Below are 17,808 nucleotides of genomic sequence, written 5' to 3'. Positions count from 1 at the left end.
TGATCGTTCCGATAATGTGACGACGAGACGTTGGGCAGTCGTCCGAGCTCGAACAGCTGCTCCGTTCAAGGGCGCAATCGAGGTGTTTCCATGCGCAATCGCGACCTTATCTCAGACACCTTCCTGGCGCTGACCGCGGCTGGTCTCGTTCTTCTCTGTTCGAGCTTGCTTGCCTTTGCCTTTACGTAGAGTGGGTACGCTGTGCTGGCATTAGACCGATGGTGGTCTGCCGGCGCTAAGCCGGTCGACGGTGCGCTTGGCAATCTCCGCCGGATCGCGAACGGCGCGTCACGCTGATCTCGATGATCGTTCTTGCGACGAGTTCGGCGATAGGGTCGCTACGATCAACCAGGGAAAGCGAGTGCATGGCGCGTCGGTACGCCGTGTTCAGGGACTCAATCTCTTCTGGTCCTCGTGCGCTTCCTTCGAGCAATCGACCGATCGCAGTGATCACCGCCCGAACCCCTCAGTACAAGCGACAGTTACTACTCACGCAAACGCGGTTCCAGAGCGACGTGCCCGAACTCTTTGTACGGAGCGCTCGGATCTGACGCCAAGACAGCACATTCGAGTAAGAAACAGCAAAGTGAAAGTATCGCAAAAATCTGCGGGTGCCTCTCGACTTCGCCCCGTATATTTAGTGTGCTCCTCTGGCTCATCTAACGCCTTCGCGCGCGGCACAAATGCTGATCTCTGAGCGACTCATCGATGACATTTACGAGGCTGCCGTTGTCCCTGACAAATGGCTGGATGTATTTGATCAGGTCGGACGACAGATTAACTCGATTGGTGGCATTCTGTTTGCAACGAATCGGCAGTTTTCGGGATACACGGCATCGCCTGTCCTGCGTCGGATTTACGACGATTTCATTGAAGATGGATATGCGGCGCTGAATCCACGGCCTCAACGCGCGATCGCAAGAAATTATCCAGGTTTCGTTGGCGACCACGAGCTCTTTACCGCGGATGAGATGGATCAGGACCCGGCTTATTCCTACCTGCGACGCAAGGGAGCGGGATGGTGCGCCGGCACGGTAGTTCAGGCGCCGGGCGGGGACCTCGCCATATTTAGCTGGGAAAAGAAATTCTCGGATGGAGCAGTCAGCTCGGAGGCGATCAGCGCCCTCGGTCCCCTGCGTCCACACCTCGCACGCGCGTCCCTGTTATCCGGCAGGCTGGGCCTTGAGAGAGTTAAGGCCGCCGCTGAAATCCTGGGATTGATAGGCCTACCTTGTGCCGTTCTATCCCATTCGAACCGGATATTGGCGACCAACACGCTTTTCGATCTTCTTATCCCGCAGGTCGTGCAGGATCGGCCGTGTCGGGTTGCTCTCGTTGACCGCCGTGCAGATGCGATGCTGCGCGAATCATTGTCGCAGCTCGACTACCAGGCTTCGCCGCGCTCCATTCCGATCATCGCAGCGGAGGAGACGCCAGCATCGATTATTCACGTCGTTCCGGTACGCGGCGCGGCTCACGACGTTTTCACGCTGGCGTCCTGCGTACTCTTCGTGACCGAGGTGAGCAGTCCGGCGATCGTCTCGGCCCAGGTCATTCAAGGACTGTTTGATCTCACGCCGGCGGAGGCAAGGGTTGCGCGAGGCATCGCGGCAGGGGCCTCCGTCCAGGCGTTGGCGATCAAAGCAGGCGTAACCGTCGGCACAATTAGGCAGCAATTGAAGTCTGTCTTCGCTAAGACCGGCGTGTCCAGACAAGCCGAACTCGTTGGCATGTTGGTCGGTAGCGCCTTGCGCGGCGGCACGAAGGATGCCGCACATGAGTGACGTTTTGGAGATTAGCCGCTCGAGGTTATCTGCAACTCCGCGTCGCTCTCTCCAACATTTCCGATCAGTTTTAATAGATGAGGAGTTCAATCTGGTGTATAGTTGCTGTGTATCAACAATTTTTACGTGAGTCGCTTATGGCAAATGATAAGGAAAAAGAGGTCAAGATCGTCGTAAATGGCACCGAACACCCGGTGGCAAAAGGCACGCTGACCTTTGACGAATTGACCCAGATCGCCTTCCCGGGGCACCCGACCGATCCCAACATCGTTTTCTCAGTGACGTACGACAAGGCTGCGCAAAAGCCCGATCACGGTTCGCTGCTGCCGGGGCAAGAAGTTGAAGTGAAAAATCATACAGTCTTCGATGTCACACAAACTAATCGATCTTAACGACGACCTTCGCCAGCTCAGAGATGAGGGATATAACGTAGATATCGATTCGGGGTGGCTGATTGTCAGAGACGTTCCCTATGTCAACAACAAGCGCAAGATCGTGCGTGGCATCCTGGGCATGTTTGTCGATGAAGTGGATGGCAAAACGCAGCGACCATCTGACCACACTGCAAAGTTTGGCGGAGAAATGCCGTGCACAAGCGAAGGGCATCCACTGTCAAGCTCGGCGATCTCGAGCACGAACAATCTAAGAATAAGTGAGCGGGTCATTTTGCAGTATCAGTTCTCGAATAAGCCTACGCGCGGGCACTACGAGAACCTTCACGAAAAGGTCGTTTCCTACGTCGGGCTCTTGCTTCCACATGCAAGGGCGATCGACCCGAACGTTACCGCGCGTACGTACCAGGTGGTCAAGCCGCACGAGGAAGACTCCCCTTTTGCTTACGCTGACGCGGCGTCAGCGAAAGCTGAGATAAATATGATCACCAAGAAGATTGCCGTCGAGAAGATCGCGATCGTCGGCATCGGAGGAACGGGCTCATACGTCCTCGACCTGCTCGCAAAGACGCCGGCTAAGGAAATTCATCTCTTCGATGGAGATAAATTCTCGCCGCACAATGCGTTTCGAGCGCCTGGCGCAGCTTCAAAAGAGGATCTGAAAAAACAGCCGCTGAAAGTGGACTACTTCAAAGAGCGATACTCCAAACTACACCTCGGCATTAAAGAACACGGCGAAAACATCGGGCCGGACAACATCGAGTTGCTCCGGGGTATGACCTGCGTATTCTTGTGCATCGATTCCGGTCCTGGAAAGAAATTCATTGTCGAGAAACTGGAAGAGTTCGAGGTTCTTTTCATAGATGTTGGCATGGGTATCTACGCCACAAATGAGACCCTGGGGGGTATCCTGCGCATCACGACGAGTGAGCCTGACAATCGGAGCGTCGCAAAAGGTCGACTGTCATTTGCCGACACTGAGGAAGGCAACGAGTACGATAAAAACATCCAAATTGCGGACCTAAACTCGCTCAATGCGGCGCTCGCGATTATCCGCTGGAAAAAACTTCGCGGCTTCTATTTTGATTTCACACGGGAGCGATACAGCAGCTACACGGTCGGTACTAACCGCTTGCTAAGCGAGGACATCCATGAATCGCATAGCGACAATTAGGACCGAGTTTGTCGAGCTAATTCCATCGCATTTGGCGGATGGCGTTTTGTACGTGTCGAGGAAATATCACACCGCGTCGCACCTGTGTGCATGCGGATGCCGCAATAAGGTTGTGACTCCTCTCAATCCCAGCGGCTGGCAGCTCGGCGCGAGGCAGGGCAAATCAACGCTTTACCCATCCATCGGAAACTGGAGCTTTCCTTGCCAGTCGCACTATTGGATTCGCAATGACCGAATAGAGTGGGCACCAAAATGGACGCGGGAGGAAATCGAGACTGGTAGGCAGCGAGATCGCCTCGCACAGCGGCAGTTCTTCGATGGTAAGCCGGATGTACCGCTACGGCCGACAATTTTTCAGCGTGTCTTAATTTGGCTGAAGAGCATTGTCAGGAAATAGCGTGCGAAACTGGTTATTTTGTCGGAGCGCAGCCCCCAACGGACTAGAATCCGCTAGCCTGATGTTGATCGGAACTCTGGGATACCGCCGACTTCCGAAGGTGTAAACGCGGTCCTTGGAAAACGTTCTCAAACGGAATTCGCTCACCTGTTTTTCGTCAATGCTCCGGCTCGCCTAACGAGCCTCGACGGAAAAGAGAAACCCTCGCCGTGAAGCGAGGGCTGGACGATCGGCGTCCGAGGCAAGTCCGCCCTGATTGGGCGCATAACCCGTGCTGCGTCTAAATGCGGGGGCGGCCAGTTCTTGTTCTATCAGTACTCCGAGGCAAGCATGAGCGTGAGCACACGCGTCGTCCGCTTTGGATCGCTCGGATCTTCTGAGCCGTACTGCATCTCCTGGTCGTAGCAGTCGATTTTCCAGAAGAACTTCCGACCTACGAGGTCAAAGCTGCCAAAGTCATGCTCGTCATGCGGATCGTTGTCCGCGGTAAAGTCCGAGAAGCTCGCCACTCGAAGGAGTGCCTCGGCCTTCACACAGTCCGGCAGTTCATCAACGCCAGACGACACCATCACCTTGCCGCCGCGAAAGGTGCTACGGAAGGCATCGTTGAGAACGGCGATTTTATTCATCGTCGCCCTCCTCCGCGTCCTCGCTCTTGTAGGGCGACACATGACGGGCGCCGCAGTGCGGACAGTCGTCGTCACACTGTGCGGACCACACATCAGTCCACTCGCGGTCGCACTCTGCGCAGTGATTGAAGTTTCTGACTTGCATAGCCGACCTCCTAGATCAGGCCGGCAAGCACGAGTATCGATACGACGGTGTTGCCGCCGCACGCCTCGCAGAAGCCTTGATCTTGATCGGGCTCCATCTCCGCGGTGTGGTCGCATCCCTCCGTTATACAGATGGCGGGACACATGCTATTCAGGAGCGCGACGAGTAGAAGATCGTCCAGGCTATCGAAGCCTCTCTGGTCGCAGAGTTTCATCAGCTTTACGGACTTTTGGGAAAGAGCAATGTTGGACATCGTGTCCTCCTCGCTACGGGCATCCGACCATTCGGATGCTCGATTGCGAGGCGGAGCGAGCGTCCATCACTGAGCGGGATTTAGAGTAAATGCCCAATCGACCGTATGGACGCTCGTCGCGATGCCTCCGCCTCGCCACCGAGACCCGGACATGCGTGGCAGGTCCCGGATCGCGGGGCGGAACGTCGAAAGACCAAAATCCTGATGTGATTTTCACCGCCAACGCGAAGCGCGTGGAGAGGAGAGATCGTGCCGACTGGGCACAATATTTGAGACGTGTGTAGTTGTGACAATTTGTGATCCAACCAACATGCCTCTGCATCGCATAGCAGGATCGCTCGTCGCGTCAAATACTGACCGCTTACGCGGCGCGCCGAATGATCTAAGTAAGCTGCTCTCCAATCGAGGGCCGCTTGATGGACAGATTGATACACGGTGACTGCATCCAGGAATTAGAGTCCATGCCGTCGAGCAGCGTGGACCTAGTGTGCACCGATCCGCCGTACGGTGATGACGCAGCATATGGCCGGTCGCAACGGACAATCATAGGAAACGAGCATCCACTTCTCGGCCTTATCGCTATTGCGGATTGTTATAGGCTTCTTCGCAGAAACAGGTGCTGCTTTGTCTTTCTCGATGCAAAACACCTGGCGTTCGTGGACACGTTCGTTCGTCGATACACCGACTACACCATCAGAGAGTACCTTGTATGGGATAAGTGCCATATCGGGATGGGGCGGGGGTTCCGAAAGCGTCACGAAATGATCTTGGCGCTCGAGAAAGGATCACCAACATATAATTCTGATGCTCTACCCAACGTTCTCGCTTCGAAGCGAGTATCCACCAACGAGCATCCCCACAAAAAGCCGATCGATTTGATAAAGGCGTTGATCTCCCACGTCACACTGCCTGGTCACGTCGTTCTCGATCCATTTGTTGGATCGGGAACGACTGCTTTGGCGGCAAAAGAGCTCGGAAGGCGGTATATAGCCATAGAGCGTGATGCTGAGCACTTCCGGACCGCACAAACACGGATCGGACAGGCGTGTCAGAGCTAGCCTCCAATCGCTTTATCTCCGCTATATGTGGCGCACTGGGCACGTTCGCGCCCCTCACACACTAGGCAAAAACGCGAGACTATGTGGCGATCTTATGTCGGCACATCAAGTTATCAAAATCGCACGTACCGATTTTCACGGCGACGAGCGATTTTTTGGCATTAAGGATGAAGACCGCTTTTCACACGTCTACATCATCGGCAAGACAGGTACCGGAAAATCGACCCTCATTGAGACGATGGCGCTCCAAGACATTGAGCGCGGGCAGGGGCTTGCGCTCATCGACCCTCATGGAGATTTGGTGGAGCGCGTCGCGGCCCAATTGCCAGGCGGTCGCAAGGCAGACGTAATCTACTTGAACGCAGCCGATCGCTCGCAGCCGTATGGGTACAATCCCCTGCGCCATGTTCGTGAAGATCGAATCGCGGTCGCGGCTTCTGGGTTCATCGAAGTCTTCAAAAAGATGTGGCCGGATGCTTGGGGCGTGCGCATGGAGCACATCCTGCGCAACGTGCTGATGGCGCTCCTGGAGCAACCACGCGCGACGATGCACGACGTGCTGCGAGTCTTGTCGGATCGAAAGTTCCGTACGGACCTTGCGCGACACTTGAAGAATGAGACTGTCCGTAATTTCTTCCTGAAGGAATTCGAGCGGTTTTCGTTCGGCTATCGGGCTGACGGCACGGCGCCGATCCAGAACAAGGTGGGCGCCTTTCTGTCTGATCCTGTGCTTAATCGACTTCTGACCGCTCCCGCGCATGATCTCCACGTCCGACGGATCATGGACGAGGGTAGGGTGTTGCTGGTGAATTTGGCTAAGGGGCGCATCGGAGAGGACTCGTCGTCGCTTCTTGGCGGACTGCTTGTCACAACGCTCGGACTTGCCGCCTTCAGCCGAGCCGAATTGCCCGAGCCTGAGCGGCGCGACTTTTTCGTCTACGTCGATGAGTTCCAGAATTTTACGACGCTCGCCGTTGCGAACATGTTTTCGGAGCTCCGCAAATATCGGGTCGGCTTCACTGTCGCCCATCAATACCTTCACCAGCTTGAGCCCGATGTTCGCCATGCGGTCTTAGGAAATGCTGGTACGATAATTTCCTTCCGAGTCGGCTCGGAGGACGCGACGTATTTGGCGCGGGAGTTTCGGGAGCGATTTGATGAGGTCGATCTGGCGCAGCTTCCCAATTATCGCATTTACATCAAGCTGATAATCGACGGAGTGCCGTCGAAGCCCTTTAGCGCCATCACGCTGGCAGATCCGCCTCGCTTGCACCTCGATAAATAAGATCAGTGACCGTGAGCGCCGAGACCCGGAGGTTTAACGTCCGGAATGGACACTCGGGCCCGCCAGATCTGCTGGATTTTCGGCGGAGACGAATCATCGTCGCAAGACTGTAGGTTGTGGGCTGTTGGCTTTGCCCTTCAAATGGTACACAATTCATTAATTGAATTCCGGGTGTGCGGGAGCAGGCCTGGTCCGATTTAACGAGATCAGCAGAGCACGCGACCAGAGGCGCTGGGGGCATTAATGACTATTCGATTTAAGCATGGAGTGACTTTGGCCTGTTCCGCTCTTTTGTTATCCGCAATTGGATCAACTCCCGCGATCCTTACGCCGGCACCGGCAGCGGCGCAGGTGGCACTGTGTAAATGCAAGTTCGCGAAGCCGCCGTGGGAAGCGTTTGGCACCAAGGCATTTTGTGCTGCAAAGATGCGACCGGGACTGACAACGTGCGAGATCGCATTCGCCGGATTTGGCGCCGACCCGAAGCTGGTGGCCTCGGTCGTTGGTCGCGATCCAGTTGAGTACCAACAAGATGTCCTCGATGTCCTTAAGGCATTCGAGCAATATGTGGCGGGCAACAGGGCCGTTGGGTTCACGCCCAGTTTTCTGTCCAAGGCGCTCCTAGTGTTGATGCGAGGTGCATACTTGCGCGGTCCGCAAGACGACAAAGAAATTGAACAAACCAAGTTGCTCGACGCCGCCATACGAGGTTTCTTGGAAAAATACTCTGCTCAAGTTACGGACGTTTTTTTGGGAAAGAGCCCTCCATTCTCTACGGAAGTCGCCGACGCAAAACTCCAGATCGGCAGAGGTACTGTCAACGTCGAGCATGCGGCGGGCACGATCGCAACAATATATATCCCGGCGGAGTAGCTTTCGATGCCATCATTTCTCTGGTGCTTCGCGCTCGAATGGGGCGTGGGTTTTCTGGTCGGCGCCATTATTGCGTTTGTTGGTATCGGCCTGGTGCTTGCAGCAGTGGCTTGGTTCGTGTTTTCCCGGTGGTATCGCCTACGCCAAGATCAGGAACCAGCCGAGGTAGGATATGGAGATGCGCGCCTTAGAGGGCATACACTAATCTCAGCGCTTATCGTGTTTTTCGTATTCCTCTTGCCGTCGATCGCTGTCGGATTGATTGCATACCTCAAGTACGAGGATTTCGAGAAAACGTTTGCCGTATATATGGATTTGCGGACTGCTCCTGAGACTTTGGAAGAGGTCGCAGCTTACTATCGAGCTAGCACGGCAGTACGCTTCAAGATAAGTGAAGCCGCAAAAAAGATATCTATCAAGGGCGAGTATGAAGGACTTTGCGTTGCGGACTTCTTCGAATCCATCTGCCGCCAGTACGACTCGCAGATTTCTTGCGAGCCGCCATCGCTAGGGAATCGGGCGTTGACTATCGATGTAAAAAAGTGAAAGAGCCTCTACGGAGGCTCTTTGAATTCATTTGGCCGAGGGGATCTGCACGAACGAGACGACGAAGGCCAGAGAGCAGAAAAGCAATGCGAGCGGATAGGTGCCGTCAGATGCGGCAAGCGCGGCGCTCAGTGCGGAAAGACCAGCAAGTACCGCGCGCGACCCGCCTATAAACCATCCGGCTACGAACCAAATCGCCATCGTGGCGACAATCAGAAAAAACGCTTTGGGCGACCCGGCGAGGTGGCCAAGCACTCCGCCCGCGACGGCAGTCACAACAATCCCAACCGAGACCGCGAGCATTTTCCCAAGCTGCTTCCAATGATGCTCATCATTCCGGGTATCCGTGAAGATGGGTAGCGACATGCGGCGCTCCTTGCCGGCGGCGCTCGAGCGCCGAGCGGCCACAAGTGTGCATTCTCTTCTCCAATTATAGCATGTTGCGACGCAATGCCGTCAACAGCGTGTCACTGGACCACAGTACCAGCCGGGAAACCTCTCCAGGTAGAAATTGCTCCGATCGTGAAGTGCTTGCGGTTTCCCTCGCCTGAACAATGAATCCACTTGGAAACGGTTCCTTCGAAAGACGTGGACTGAAGAGAGCCGGCGCAATATTTGCAGCGCACCTCTAGGTCAAAAGAACTGTTGGTCCTCTCGTTTCATTTCGAATTGATGCGTGCGTGCCTGTCGGACGGCATCGCCGGCCGAAAGGTTTCTTGGGTTCGCTAGAACGCTAGAACCCAAGAAGGTCAGGTTGGGAATGGTGCCGACCACCAAGTGACGAAGTCGTTGGCCTTGCTCGCAATTCCGAGTTCTCCCCGGACAGAGGTGCCGACACGGCATGAGGGGGTGTTTCTAAGCCAGTGTCCAGGGAGTCTTCGACGGGCATCTAGCTTTGACGCCAATCCGACAGGCGGTGAGCAGATTTGATTTTGCCTTCGCACGGACCACCGCGCCAATCGAAAGAGAACACTCTTAGTCCTCGCCCTTCCACTCGCGCCGCCAGTTGGTTAGCATCTGCAACTCGGGCGGGAGGATATGATGAAAAAGAACTTGATCTTGATCGTTGCGACGATGCTGCTCATGATTCACGGAGCGAAAGCCGCTTCGGACGGTGGATGCAGTAAGCCAGAAAATGCCGACGCCGCGCGCGCTGCGCTCCCGCGCATTCTAGAATTGAAAGCTGAGAGAAATCGACAACAGCCGCTCCGTGTCAGTTCGGAATTTTGATTTTGCGTTGTTTATTGCGCCGAGCGCGTGCCTGTTCGAAGTGGTGAATTCGCAAGAGGCGATCGAGGCGGGTTTGTCAGAAGGCAGCATTACCGTCACTCGTACCACTGACGGGGCGAGGCGAGCCGATCGCGTCAGCTTGCCCGACTACACCGCCGAGAGCGGAGTAATAGGCCTGCAAAGGCATTGCGTATGGATGGGGCTCCTAGATGACGCTCGAAGATATTTTGCCAGCACCAAACTTGGTGTGCTCGAAGCGGAACCTCACACGGTCGAACCGATTTTCGGTGCATCTATGGCGACGGTAAAGGTTATATTGGCGGCCGGTTGATTTTCAAATTTCGGGGGTACGACGGCAACTCTTATTGGGCGAACTTCGATGCTGTCGTTAGGCGACGCGGATGCTCCGTTGATTTCTTTCGATACTACCCAGATGCGGTCGGAGACCGAGAGACGCCCGTGACAGGCGCGAGTCCGTAGGATCACGATTCGCTCTTCCACAGGGACGGCAAGTTGAGCTAGCCTCGCAACTCCAGAGGAGCGGAGCGTATGGCGATCAGGCTTGAACGTCTGGAGGTACGGCCGCCTATTCTGCCGGGCCTGCGTCGTATACAGGCATGGCGCCGGGTGCGGCTCCAGCGCCTGCTATCTGATCCCAACATCGCACAGAATGATCCGGGGCGGTATAAATCCATCAAAGCCGCGCAGTATTACATGGCCGTATCAATGCGCGCGGAAGCCGTCCTGCGCGGCCTGATCGACCCTTAGGCATATGCCGCGTGGCAGAGCGGAGTTGCTATGACCGTTTTGGAGGACGTTAGTAACCTCGTCAGGCGCCGTGCGCCGGCAGCAATCTGCGATGACTGCATTACAGAGGACCTCAAGCTGTCCGTCCGCCAACATGCAAATCACAAGACCAATGAGCTTGCTAAAGCCGCCGGATTTGACCGACGCATGGACCTATGTTCCCGGTGCAAGAAAATTAAGAAGGTCATCCGATATCGCGGGATGTAGGAGAGGGTGCATGTTGAGCCTGGTCGATACGACGATAGAAAAAATCTTTGCGCAAGAAAAGATGGAGGCGCGGCTACAAAAGGCATGGCGGGAGCAGGAAAAGCGCGTCGTGGTCTGGCGTCCGGATAGTCGGCGCATCACCGTGCACCACAACAGCCGATACTGGTATGGGTCGCTTCCGCTCGGCCCGAAGGAGGTTTCGATCCCCCGCCGTTGGTACCCGTTTGGAGGATATCGGGAGAGCGGCAATCTTGAAGCTGCCGTCGAACTCAACGTGCCATGGTCGAACGACAAGCGCGTGTCGGGTTTCTTCGCAAAAGATGCCGAGACGGGTGCCGTCTACCTCATGCACGACGGCGGGGTCGGTGGCGGCCAAAAGGGTGTCGGCCGCATTCCGTTTCTCGCGTGGTCGCATTCAAAGCTCGTTCCGGTGGCCGGTGGAGACGATGTCCGTCTGGCAGTGGTCGTCGCGCCGGTGGATGCAAGTAGCACAGCCGCAGACGTTACGCGCTTCGTACAACTGGCGATCGACTTCAAGGAAGCCGCCGCGAGTGGAGAAACTACGACGGCGCAGGCACTCGCCGCACAGCGGCGTTTCGGAAAGTACTTCGACGAATTTTCGGGTAAGAAGCGGAGGCGCCGCCTAGAGGAGATTGAATACATGTCTCGACATGGGGATATCGTCCGTGCGGTGCACGACTGGCGAGAGAGCACGCTTCGAAGGAACGAAAAACTCTTCAAGGATGGTTATGTTGATCTCGGGGTGCAGGCCGGGGGCGTCTTGCGCGAAATCTATGAGGTGAAGTCGAGCTGCGAACGACAGGCACTCTACACAGCAATCGGGCAAGTCGTGGTCCACGGCGATTCCCAGAATGGCGATTGCAAGCGCTTCCTTGTCTTGCCGGATGGCGAAGCGATCCCCAATGATGTGTCGCGTGCTCTCACCCGCGCGGACATATCCCTCATTCGGTTCACGCTTCAGGGGCAGAAGGTCCGCCTGTCGCAGCCGAAACTTTAAGGATCGCCAAGGCGAGGCATGCTCCCATCGTGGTTCGCCGCACACCACCTTTTCAGTATGGTATACATCTCGGAGCCGCGACGTTCCGGCATTCACTGCTCCGCGGTTCGGGCATCGATGAACCGTCGTCAGAGCCCCTGTTCTCGCGAGGGGCATTATAAAAGTAGTGCATTCTCCGCCCTTCCATCACGGCCTGGGCGATCTCGACCCGGTTATCCTTGCACGAAGAATTGAGGTGCGCCCTCGGCGCGCTTAATACTGGCAGCTAAGCTGATTTGCGGCGCCGCTTGGATTTAGATCGCGGTTGCGGGGCCACTAAAAGAGGCTCGTCCATCGGGAGGGATTCTTGGACTTTCGATTTCCCACCCCGAATGGGATACTTGAAAGGAGGCGACTCCCTAACCTCCGCAGGTGTAGGCGCGCGCTTAGGCTTTTTGCGATCTTTCGCTTTCGCGGCAACTGCGACTTGCACTATATTCAGATTGGTTATGATTCCCAAATTCGGGCCAGCAAGAAGGTCGTCGAGCGTCACGATTTGAATGCGAGGCCGGATGCCGCCCGGCAACTCTATATTGCGACCGGTCGCGGCCTCGGTCCGTATCTCCTTCGACGGCTGATCGAGACAAACAAAGACTCCCATATGCGCGCCTTCGCGCTCAACTGTGCCCTTCAGTGCCCTGACCATATCTGGATTGACATTCTTCCCAGCTTTAACCGAGACAATTGCTCTGCCGTAGTCCTTGGCACCACGCATAAAGATGATTTCTCCATCGATACCGCGATCAGCGCCCTTTCCACGCGGCTGTCCACCAACTCTGCCTACGGCCCAAAGCTGAAATTGATATGGATCGAGGGCGGCCAATTTTCTACCTGAGAGTTCGTCCCGAGGTATTCCGTCAACTTCATATACCGCGTGCGGAAGCCAAGTCTTGAAACGGTCCTGTATGACTTGAATAGCGAGATACGTAACATCAATCCCGATCCACCTGCGGCCCATCTTCTCGGCTGCATGAATTGCTGTGCCGCATCCGCAAAATGGATCGAGGATCAGATCACCCTCTTTACTTGATGTCGCTATTATTCTTTCGAGAAGTTGCAGCGGCTTTTGCGTCGGGTAATGAAGGCGCTCTTTAGCTTGCGAATTTATGGCGCTGATATCGCCCCAATCGTCGCTCACCGTCACGCCCGGCATCGTATCCAGGTATCGTTTGAACCGAGGAACTGCGCCGGGTCTGGGCTGAACAATGAGCCCTTTCGACATCAGATCGTTCATTTTCTTGTACGAGTAGCGCCAGTACCGCGTCACCCCCATTACCTCGTATGAGGGATTGCCCTTTGCTGCGCCGCCCGGGCCGGTGATGTTGTCGAGCTGGTACGCTCTGCCGTCAGGGTCTTTCAGGCCATATTTCTTCGCGATATAGGCCTCGTCATATGCAGCAAATTGCTGAGTGAAGGTCGCCGCTGCGGTCGTATCCTTCCTATAAACCAACAGCACGTCGCGCACGCGGGGATAATGTGTCGCTCCCTGCGCATAATCTGATTTGGCTGTCGTCCGCTTCCAACTGATCTCATTGACATAGCCTTGTCCCTCAAACACGCAATCCAGAAGCATTTTTAGGTAGTGGCTGTTGCTGGGGTCGCAGTGCAGGTAGAGCGTGGCAGTGGGCTTCATGACCCGGCGCATTTCAAGCAGCCTCGGGGCCATCATGGCGAGATAAGCCATTACGTCGCCTTCCTTCAAAAAGGTGCGGCGAAGGGCATCTAAAAGTACGAACGTATCGAGGCTCAGCGTCCGAACGTGATCTAGGGCCCGCTCAGCGCCATTTTCCCAAGTCCACGTATCATCGAACGCTGCTATTTGGGACGACGCGTCCTCTGCAACCGGGGAGCGGAATAATATGTTGTAGGTAGCATTAGAATTGAATGGCGGGTCCAGATACACCAGATCAACGGTGTTGGATTCGATCCGCTGCAACCAGTCTAGGTTGTCTCCAAAATAAAGCCGATTTCTTAGACCTGATTTAGTCACGTCAGAACCCCCGTCCTCACACGGGAGCGGATGTTCGGATACAACCTCAAACGGTTCCCTTACGGCGGCCGGATTGCTGTCGGCATAGTTACCTTGGAGTGAACAACGATCACTCATGGCCTAAGCCCGCCTTGGTGCGAGTGGCCGGCTTTGATCTGGCGAGTGGCCTATTTCGGCCAGTACCGCCATGGAAACGATCGGTGATGCTTGGCAAGCTCGGCTTGCGCATTACCGCGTGTGTGCGTGGCAAGGAATGCGTTCGAACCGCTTCTGGATCTAATCGGAATAGTCGAGATACATATCCCGCGTTGCTCCATGGTTCCGATTGCGGCAGGCCACGGCTTGTTCATTGAAAATGCCCCAATAAGAAAGGGCGTAGCGTACCGGACCTAGACGGGCAGGAAGCTAGGTTCCGGCCGAAATCCGAGTTTGGTGAGGAACACCAGACGAGCGTCACCCTTGCTCAATCAGATGTTTCAGGAAAGCTTCGCAGGCCTTCTCCGCCTCAGCGAACGTCTTGAACGGCGATCCGCCCACCCTCATGGCGGGCCTGTGCAAATCTAGGGGACCCCATGAGGCAACAAAGCCGGGTGGCCCGTGGAGACCTGGACCGCTACGGCTCTCGTTGCTGATCACGAACGAATAGCTTTGAGCGCTCGCGCTCCAGATCTCGAGATCGGCTGTCGTGCGCCGGAAGTGCAGGGCCATTTCACCCTCCACCCAGAAGTCCCTCGTATTGAGATGGACGCCTAACCTGCTTTTGTGCGGTTGGCTGCGTCAGTCTCCCGCGCCAGCCGTTCTGCCTTCAGGCGCTCTCGATTATCGTGGAGCGCTTTTTGCGCTTTGGCGTAATCGGTCAAGGCCTCCTTCGCTTCGGCCTGCCTGAATACCTTGCGGGCTTCGCGTTCTGCTGCCGTGGTGGCCCGCCGTTCTCGGTCACTGATCATTGTTGACCTCCATTTTGGGGCTCGATCGTTAACACGCGGAACTCGCTTTCGATCCTGTCTGTTTGAGGAGCGAAGAACTTTAAGGCTGCGGTCATTTTCCGTTTCGGTCGCGACGCACCTTCTGAAATTCCCGAGGCCCTCTGATAAGCTTCCGCTTGGGACCGGCTTGATCATCTCGGTTGGCTGCAGGGTCGGTAACCTTGTCAATTGCAGCTCCTGCTAACTCGCGTGCGCGCTGCCTCGGGCCATCAGGACCCTGCCGGTCGTCGAGCTCGGCAAGGCCTTGGTCGGGACGGTCAACCCGCGTTCGACGAGTCGGCGGATAGCGTCGGAGCGGCCGGGCCTAACATCCCTTCAGCGGCCCATCCACGCTATCGATAAATTCGTCGAAAGTCTGATGGTGCGTGCTCGATCGGTGCCAGTGGGTTTGCGTCCGGAGCCCGGCCTTTTCCCTCCGCGCGGCTTTCGTATTGCTTGTTTCATATCCTAGTATTGCGCTTTTCAAGCTCGGAAAACAAGCGGGCCGCCGCGGTGGTGACACACCGCGCAACTTGGATACCAGACTCCGGGCCGCGCTCTGCATCGGCTTAATAGCCTACTCTGTGCAAGCGGATGGCGATCGGAGGTAAATCTCTTGCAAAAGTCTGCAGGCTCACACCCGCCATCCGGCCTTTACGGCTCCGGCTGACGAAAGGATTTCTGGGGTTCGTTAGAACCCAGAAAGTTAGGCTGGAAATGGTGCCGACCGCTATTGCTTCCCACGACGTCGCCGCGCTGGCTTGCGACCTTTAGGCAAGGTCTTGTGAGGCCTCGCGCCTTTGGGCGACCGGGCAAATAACTCGGACAAAGGAACATCGAGCGCTTCGGCGATGCGCTCGAGAAGATCAATTGTCGGGTTTTTCGATTGCCGCTCAAGACTGCCCATGTAGGAGCGGTCAATCCTGGCCTCTGAAGCCAGTTTCTCTTGCGAGATACCGTGCTTCACCCGAATCCGACGCACATTCCAAGCCACAAGCGCACGAGTTTTCATACGTCAAAGCATGTCACTCTCTCGGCCCGTCAAACCACTGGCTATAACCCCACAATTGGGTTCAAACTGATTCACCGTACAAGAGTGGCGGGTCAGGCAGAGACTGGGCAGCCGCGCAAGCTGGTCGTACGCGGTTAGAATCAGCAGGCGCTACACTCGTTCTGCCGACACGGTTGCGATCATGGTGCGGCAACTCCCTCCAACCGCGAATATTTGCTCCCCGCTCGCAACTCGTCATCGTCGAGGCCATGCTCGTTTAAAATGATCTCCTTGGGCAGATGAAGACGTCGCTATCCGAGTCGGTCAAGGCGCGGGCGAAAACATGCACTATACGAACGTACGAACGCAGGCGTGCAAACCTAGCGCCCGGGTACGAAGTGTACTGTTGTGATGCAATTTGAGCACTCCTGCGCTCCGCTCGACTGAAGCTTCTCCGTTTTCTTGCGCCTGTTACGCCTCTGGTGTCCTATCCGTTTGGGATAGGGGGCGCGGGCATACATGCTGCAGGTTACAGAAGACCTGATTGATCAGGTCTACGAAGCTGCAGCAGCATCGGAGCTTTGGGGCGGCGTTCTTGATCGGGTTGCGAGCCAGTTCGGCTCCATTGGCGATCTGCTATGCACGCAGAACTCCCAGAACGCCTGGGCTGGCTCGTCAGTCGACACTGTCCGGCGGCAATTGAAGTCCATCTCCAGCAAGACCGGCGTTTCCAGGCTGGCTGAACTCGCGGGCACGCTGCTCGGAAGCGCCTTTCGCGGTAGCAGAAAAGATGCCGCTTATGAATGACTGTGTCCGTTTCGTTGCGGCGGTTGAGGCCATTTACAACGCTGCGCCGCATCCATCCAATTGGCCGCTCGCGCTGCAGGCCATCGCCGATGTCTTCCGCGCGGCCGGTACCGTTCTGATGTGGCGCCGGGACGATGGCAGCTTTGGAACAATCGTTTCACCCGGGCTTGTTACAGCCCAGGAGGTCTACCACCAGGCGGAGTGGTGGCGCCACGACATTCGTGCCATCCGAGCTGTGGAGCAGGGGTATGTGAGGCGCACGGACGCGGTCACGGACCGCCATCTTGCGACGCCCCAGGAGATCGAAGAACATCCGATCTACACCCAGTTTCTGGTCCCGCATGGCCTTGGCTGGTGCGCTGGCGCCGGAGTCTCGCCGGACCCGCTCATCGATGTTTGGATCGGTGTCCAGCGTTCCAAGGCAGAAGCGCCATTCTCGGATGATGAACTTGAGGTACTTACGCGTTTGGCGCGCCACGCCGAACATGCGCTGCGCCTCAGCGTACGGCTTTTCGGTGCCGAAATGTCCAAACTAGCGCTGGGTGACGCGCTCGCCCGCATCGGCATTGGCGTTTTCGTCCTCGACGCCTGCAAACGGATTGTCTTTTCCAATCCTGCGGCGGTCAGCTGCCTCGGTGACGGCTTAGCAACTGCCAATCGCCGCCTCTCGGCTAACCAACCGGGAGAGCAGCGCAATCTAGAGGCCGCAATTGAGCAGACGCTGTCGGACCATCCGAACAGGAATTCCCCGAAGCCGATACTGGTCCGCCGGGACGCGGTTGACCGGCCTCTCGTGCTCTATGTACTCCCGGTTCCGGCCTGCGGGTTACAGGATGTGGCAGCTCATTTCTTAGCTCCAGCTCGCGTCATCGTATTGGTGATCGATTCCTTGGCGAACGCCTCAGCAGATCCTGCGATAGTTCGCGACCTTCTCGGCTTGACCTTGGGTGAAGCGCGTGTGGCGGCTCTTGTAGGGTCTGGATGTTCGCCGCTCGAAGCGGCCCAAAGACTTGGTATTGCCGAAGGAACTGCCCGCGTCGTGCTCAAGCGCGTCTTCTCCAAGGTCGGAGTGTCGCGCCAGAGCGAATTGGCCGCTCTTCTCGCTCGAATGGTCGTCGGATGAATAGCTTTGTCCATCGTCTCGACGGCGCCCCGTGATCGCATCGGGGCGCCTCTGCCGCAAATTCATTAGCCGCCGAGTTCACCGTTAAGCACAGG

The 17,808-nt window shown here is 56.3% G+C and carries 20 protein-coding genes; 14 read left to right on the top strand and 6 right to left on the bottom strand.

The window, feature by feature from the left end:
- The first annotated feature begins 683 nt into the window (after nt 1-683).
- The 4 genes from QA635_RS38965 to QA635_RS38950 all read left to right on the top strand — a co-directional run bounded on the left by QA635_RS38965 (nt 684) and on the right by QA635_RS38950 (nt 3,747).
- Nucleotides 684-1,784, top strand: coding sequence for a helix-turn-helix transcriptional regulator (locus QA635_RS38965; protein ID WP_283065194.1), 1,101 nt, complete (start codon nt 684-686; stop codon nt 1,782-1,784).
- A gap of 137 nt (nt 1,785-1,921) precedes the next feature.
- Nucleotides 1,922-2,176 carry a multiubiquitin domain-containing protein gene (locus QA635_RS38960; protein WP_283065193.1) on the top strand — a complete coding sequence of 85 codons (255 nt, stop codon included), beginning with the start codon at nt 1,922-1,924 and terminating at the stop codon, nt 2,174-2,176.
- Nucleotides 2,151-3,350: a ThiF family adenylyltransferase gene (locus QA635_RS38955; RefSeq protein ID WP_283065191.1), complete on the top strand. Its 1,200-nt coding sequence runs from the start codon at nt 2,151-2,153 to the stop codon at nt 3,348-3,350. Before QA635_RS38960 ends, QA635_RS38955 begins: the two co-directional genes overlap by 26 nt.
- Entirely contained in the window at nt 3,328-3,747 is a 420-nt protein-coding gene (locus tag QA635_RS38950; RefSeq protein ID WP_283065189.1) for a ubiquitination-like system serine protease family protein, read from the top strand. The genes QA635_RS38955 and QA635_RS38950 overlap by 23 nt, the downstream gene beginning before the upstream one ends.
- 311 nt (nt 3,748-4,058) lie before the next feature.
- Here QA635_RS38950 and QA635_RS38945 read toward each other — a convergent pair whose 3' ends face one another.
- A complete protein-coding gene (locus QA635_RS38945; RefSeq protein WP_283065188.1) occupies nt 4,059-4,376 on the bottom strand; it encodes a DUF3768 domain-containing protein in 318 nt (105 codons plus the stop codon).
- A gap of 155 nt (nt 4,377-4,531) precedes the next feature.
- On the bottom strand, nt 4,532-4,774 hold the full coding sequence (locus tag QA635_RS38940) for a hypothetical protein (protein ID WP_283065187.1): 243 nt from the start codon (nt 4,772-4,774) through the stop codon (nt 4,532-4,534).
- Between the two features lie 461 nt (nt 4,775-5,235).
- Here QA635_RS38940 and QA635_RS38935 point away from each other — a divergent pair, with 461 nt between their 5' ends.
- The 4 genes from QA635_RS38935 (at nt 5,236) to QA635_RS38920 (ending at nt 8,536) form a co-directional block, all read left to right on the top strand.
- Complete coding sequence (locus tag QA635_RS38935) at nt 5,236-5,832, top strand: DNA-methyltransferase (protein ID WP_283065185.1); 597 nt, start codon at nt 5,236-5,238, stop codon at nt 5,830-5,832.
- A gap of 94 nt (nt 5,833-5,926) precedes the next feature.
- Nucleotides 5,927-7,117 carry a type IV secretory system conjugative DNA transfer family protein gene (locus QA635_RS38930; RefSeq protein WP_283065183.1) on the top strand — a complete coding sequence of 397 codons (1,191 nt, stop codon included), beginning with the start codon at nt 5,927-5,929 and terminating at the stop codon, nt 7,115-7,117.
- A gap of 243 nt (nt 7,118-7,360) precedes the next feature.
- Nucleotides 7,361-7,990 (top strand): hypothetical protein, encoded by a 630-nt coding sequence (locus QA635_RS38925; protein WP_283065181.1) that lies wholly within the window; start codon nt 7,361-7,363, stop codon nt 7,988-7,990.
- Between the two features lie 6 nt (nt 7,991-7,996).
- Nucleotides 7,997-8,536: a hypothetical protein gene (locus QA635_RS38920; protein ID WP_283065179.1), complete on the top strand. Its 540-nt coding sequence runs from the start codon at nt 7,997-7,999 to the stop codon at nt 8,534-8,536.
- A gap of 27 nt (nt 8,537-8,563) precedes the next feature.
- On the opposite strand, the gene QA635_RS38915 is transcribed toward QA635_RS38920, so the two are convergent.
- Nucleotides 8,564-8,902 carry a hypothetical protein gene (locus tag QA635_RS38915; RefSeq protein WP_283065178.1) on the bottom strand — a complete coding sequence of 113 codons (339 nt, stop codon included), beginning with the start codon at nt 8,900-8,902 and terminating at the stop codon, nt 8,564-8,566.
- 672 nt (nt 8,903-9,574) lie between these two features.
- Between QA635_RS38915 and QA635_RS38910 the strand changes: the two genes are divergently transcribed.
- The 4 genes from QA635_RS38910 to QA635_RS38895 all read left to right on the top strand — a co-directional run bounded on the left by QA635_RS38910 (nt 9,575) and on the right by QA635_RS38895 (nt 11,798).
- On the top strand, nt 9,575-9,766 hold the full coding sequence (locus QA635_RS38910) for a hypothetical protein (protein WP_283065177.1): 192 nt from the start codon (nt 9,575-9,577) through the stop codon (nt 9,764-9,766).
- Nucleotides 9,747-10,097, top strand: coding sequence for a hypothetical protein (locus QA635_RS38905; RefSeq protein WP_283065175.1), 351 nt, complete (start codon nt 9,747-9,749; stop codon nt 10,095-10,097). The genes QA635_RS38910 and QA635_RS38905 overlap by 20 nt, the downstream gene beginning before the upstream one ends.
- 218 nt (nt 10,098-10,315) lie before the next feature.
- Entirely contained in the window at nt 10,316-10,534 is a 219-nt protein-coding gene (locus QA635_RS38900; RefSeq protein ID WP_283065173.1) for a hypothetical protein, read from the top strand.
- Nucleotides 10,535-10,790: 256 nt separating this feature from the next.
- Nucleotides 10,791-11,798 carry a hypothetical protein gene (locus tag QA635_RS38895; protein ID WP_283065171.1) on the top strand — a complete coding sequence of 336 codons (1,008 nt, stop codon included), beginning with the start codon at nt 10,791-10,793 and terminating at the stop codon, nt 11,796-11,798.
- Nucleotides 11,799-12,063: 265 nt separating this feature from the next.
- Here the strand turns inward: QA635_RS38895 and QA635_RS38890 are convergent, their stop codons facing one another.
- From QA635_RS38890 to QA635_RS38880, 3 genes are all read right to left on the bottom strand, one after another.
- Nucleotides 12,064-13,827 carry a DNA methyltransferase gene (locus tag QA635_RS38890; RefSeq protein ID WP_283065169.1) on the bottom strand — a complete coding sequence of 588 codons (1,764 nt, stop codon included), beginning with the start codon at nt 13,825-13,827 and terminating at the stop codon, nt 12,064-12,066.
- Between the two features lie 749 nt (nt 13,828-14,576).
- Nucleotides 14,577-14,774: a hypothetical protein gene (locus QA635_RS38885; protein ID WP_283065168.1), complete on the bottom strand. Its 198-nt coding sequence runs from the start codon at nt 14,772-14,774 to the stop codon at nt 14,577-14,579.
- Nucleotides 14,775-15,522: 748 nt separating this feature from the next.
- Nucleotides 15,523-15,804 carry a helix-turn-helix domain-containing protein gene (locus QA635_RS38880; RefSeq protein ID WP_283065166.1) on the bottom strand — a complete coding sequence of 94 codons (282 nt, stop codon included), beginning with the start codon at nt 15,802-15,804 and terminating at the stop codon, nt 15,523-15,525.
- 498 nt (nt 15,805-16,302) lie between these two features.
- Between QA635_RS38880 and QA635_RS38875 the strand changes: the two genes are divergently transcribed.
- Nucleotides 16,303-16,590: a hypothetical protein gene (locus QA635_RS38875; protein WP_283065164.1), complete on the top strand. Its 288-nt coding sequence runs from the start codon at nt 16,303-16,305 to the stop codon at nt 16,588-16,590.
- Nucleotides 16,583-17,713 (top strand): helix-turn-helix transcriptional regulator, encoded by a 1,131-nt coding sequence (locus QA635_RS38870; protein ID WP_283065162.1) that lies wholly within the window; start codon nt 16,583-16,585, stop codon nt 17,711-17,713. Before QA635_RS38875 ends, QA635_RS38870 begins: the two co-directional genes overlap by 8 nt.
- The last annotated feature ends 95 nt before the right edge of the window (nt 17,714-17,808 follow it).

The sequence above is a fragment of the Bradyrhizobium brasilense genome, from assembly GCF_029714345.1.
Classification (GTDB): Bacteria; Pseudomonadota; Alphaproteobacteria; order Rhizobiales; family Xanthobacteraceae; genus Bradyrhizobium; species Bradyrhizobium australafricanum.
This window is presented reverse-complemented; position numbering and strand designations above follow the sequence as displayed.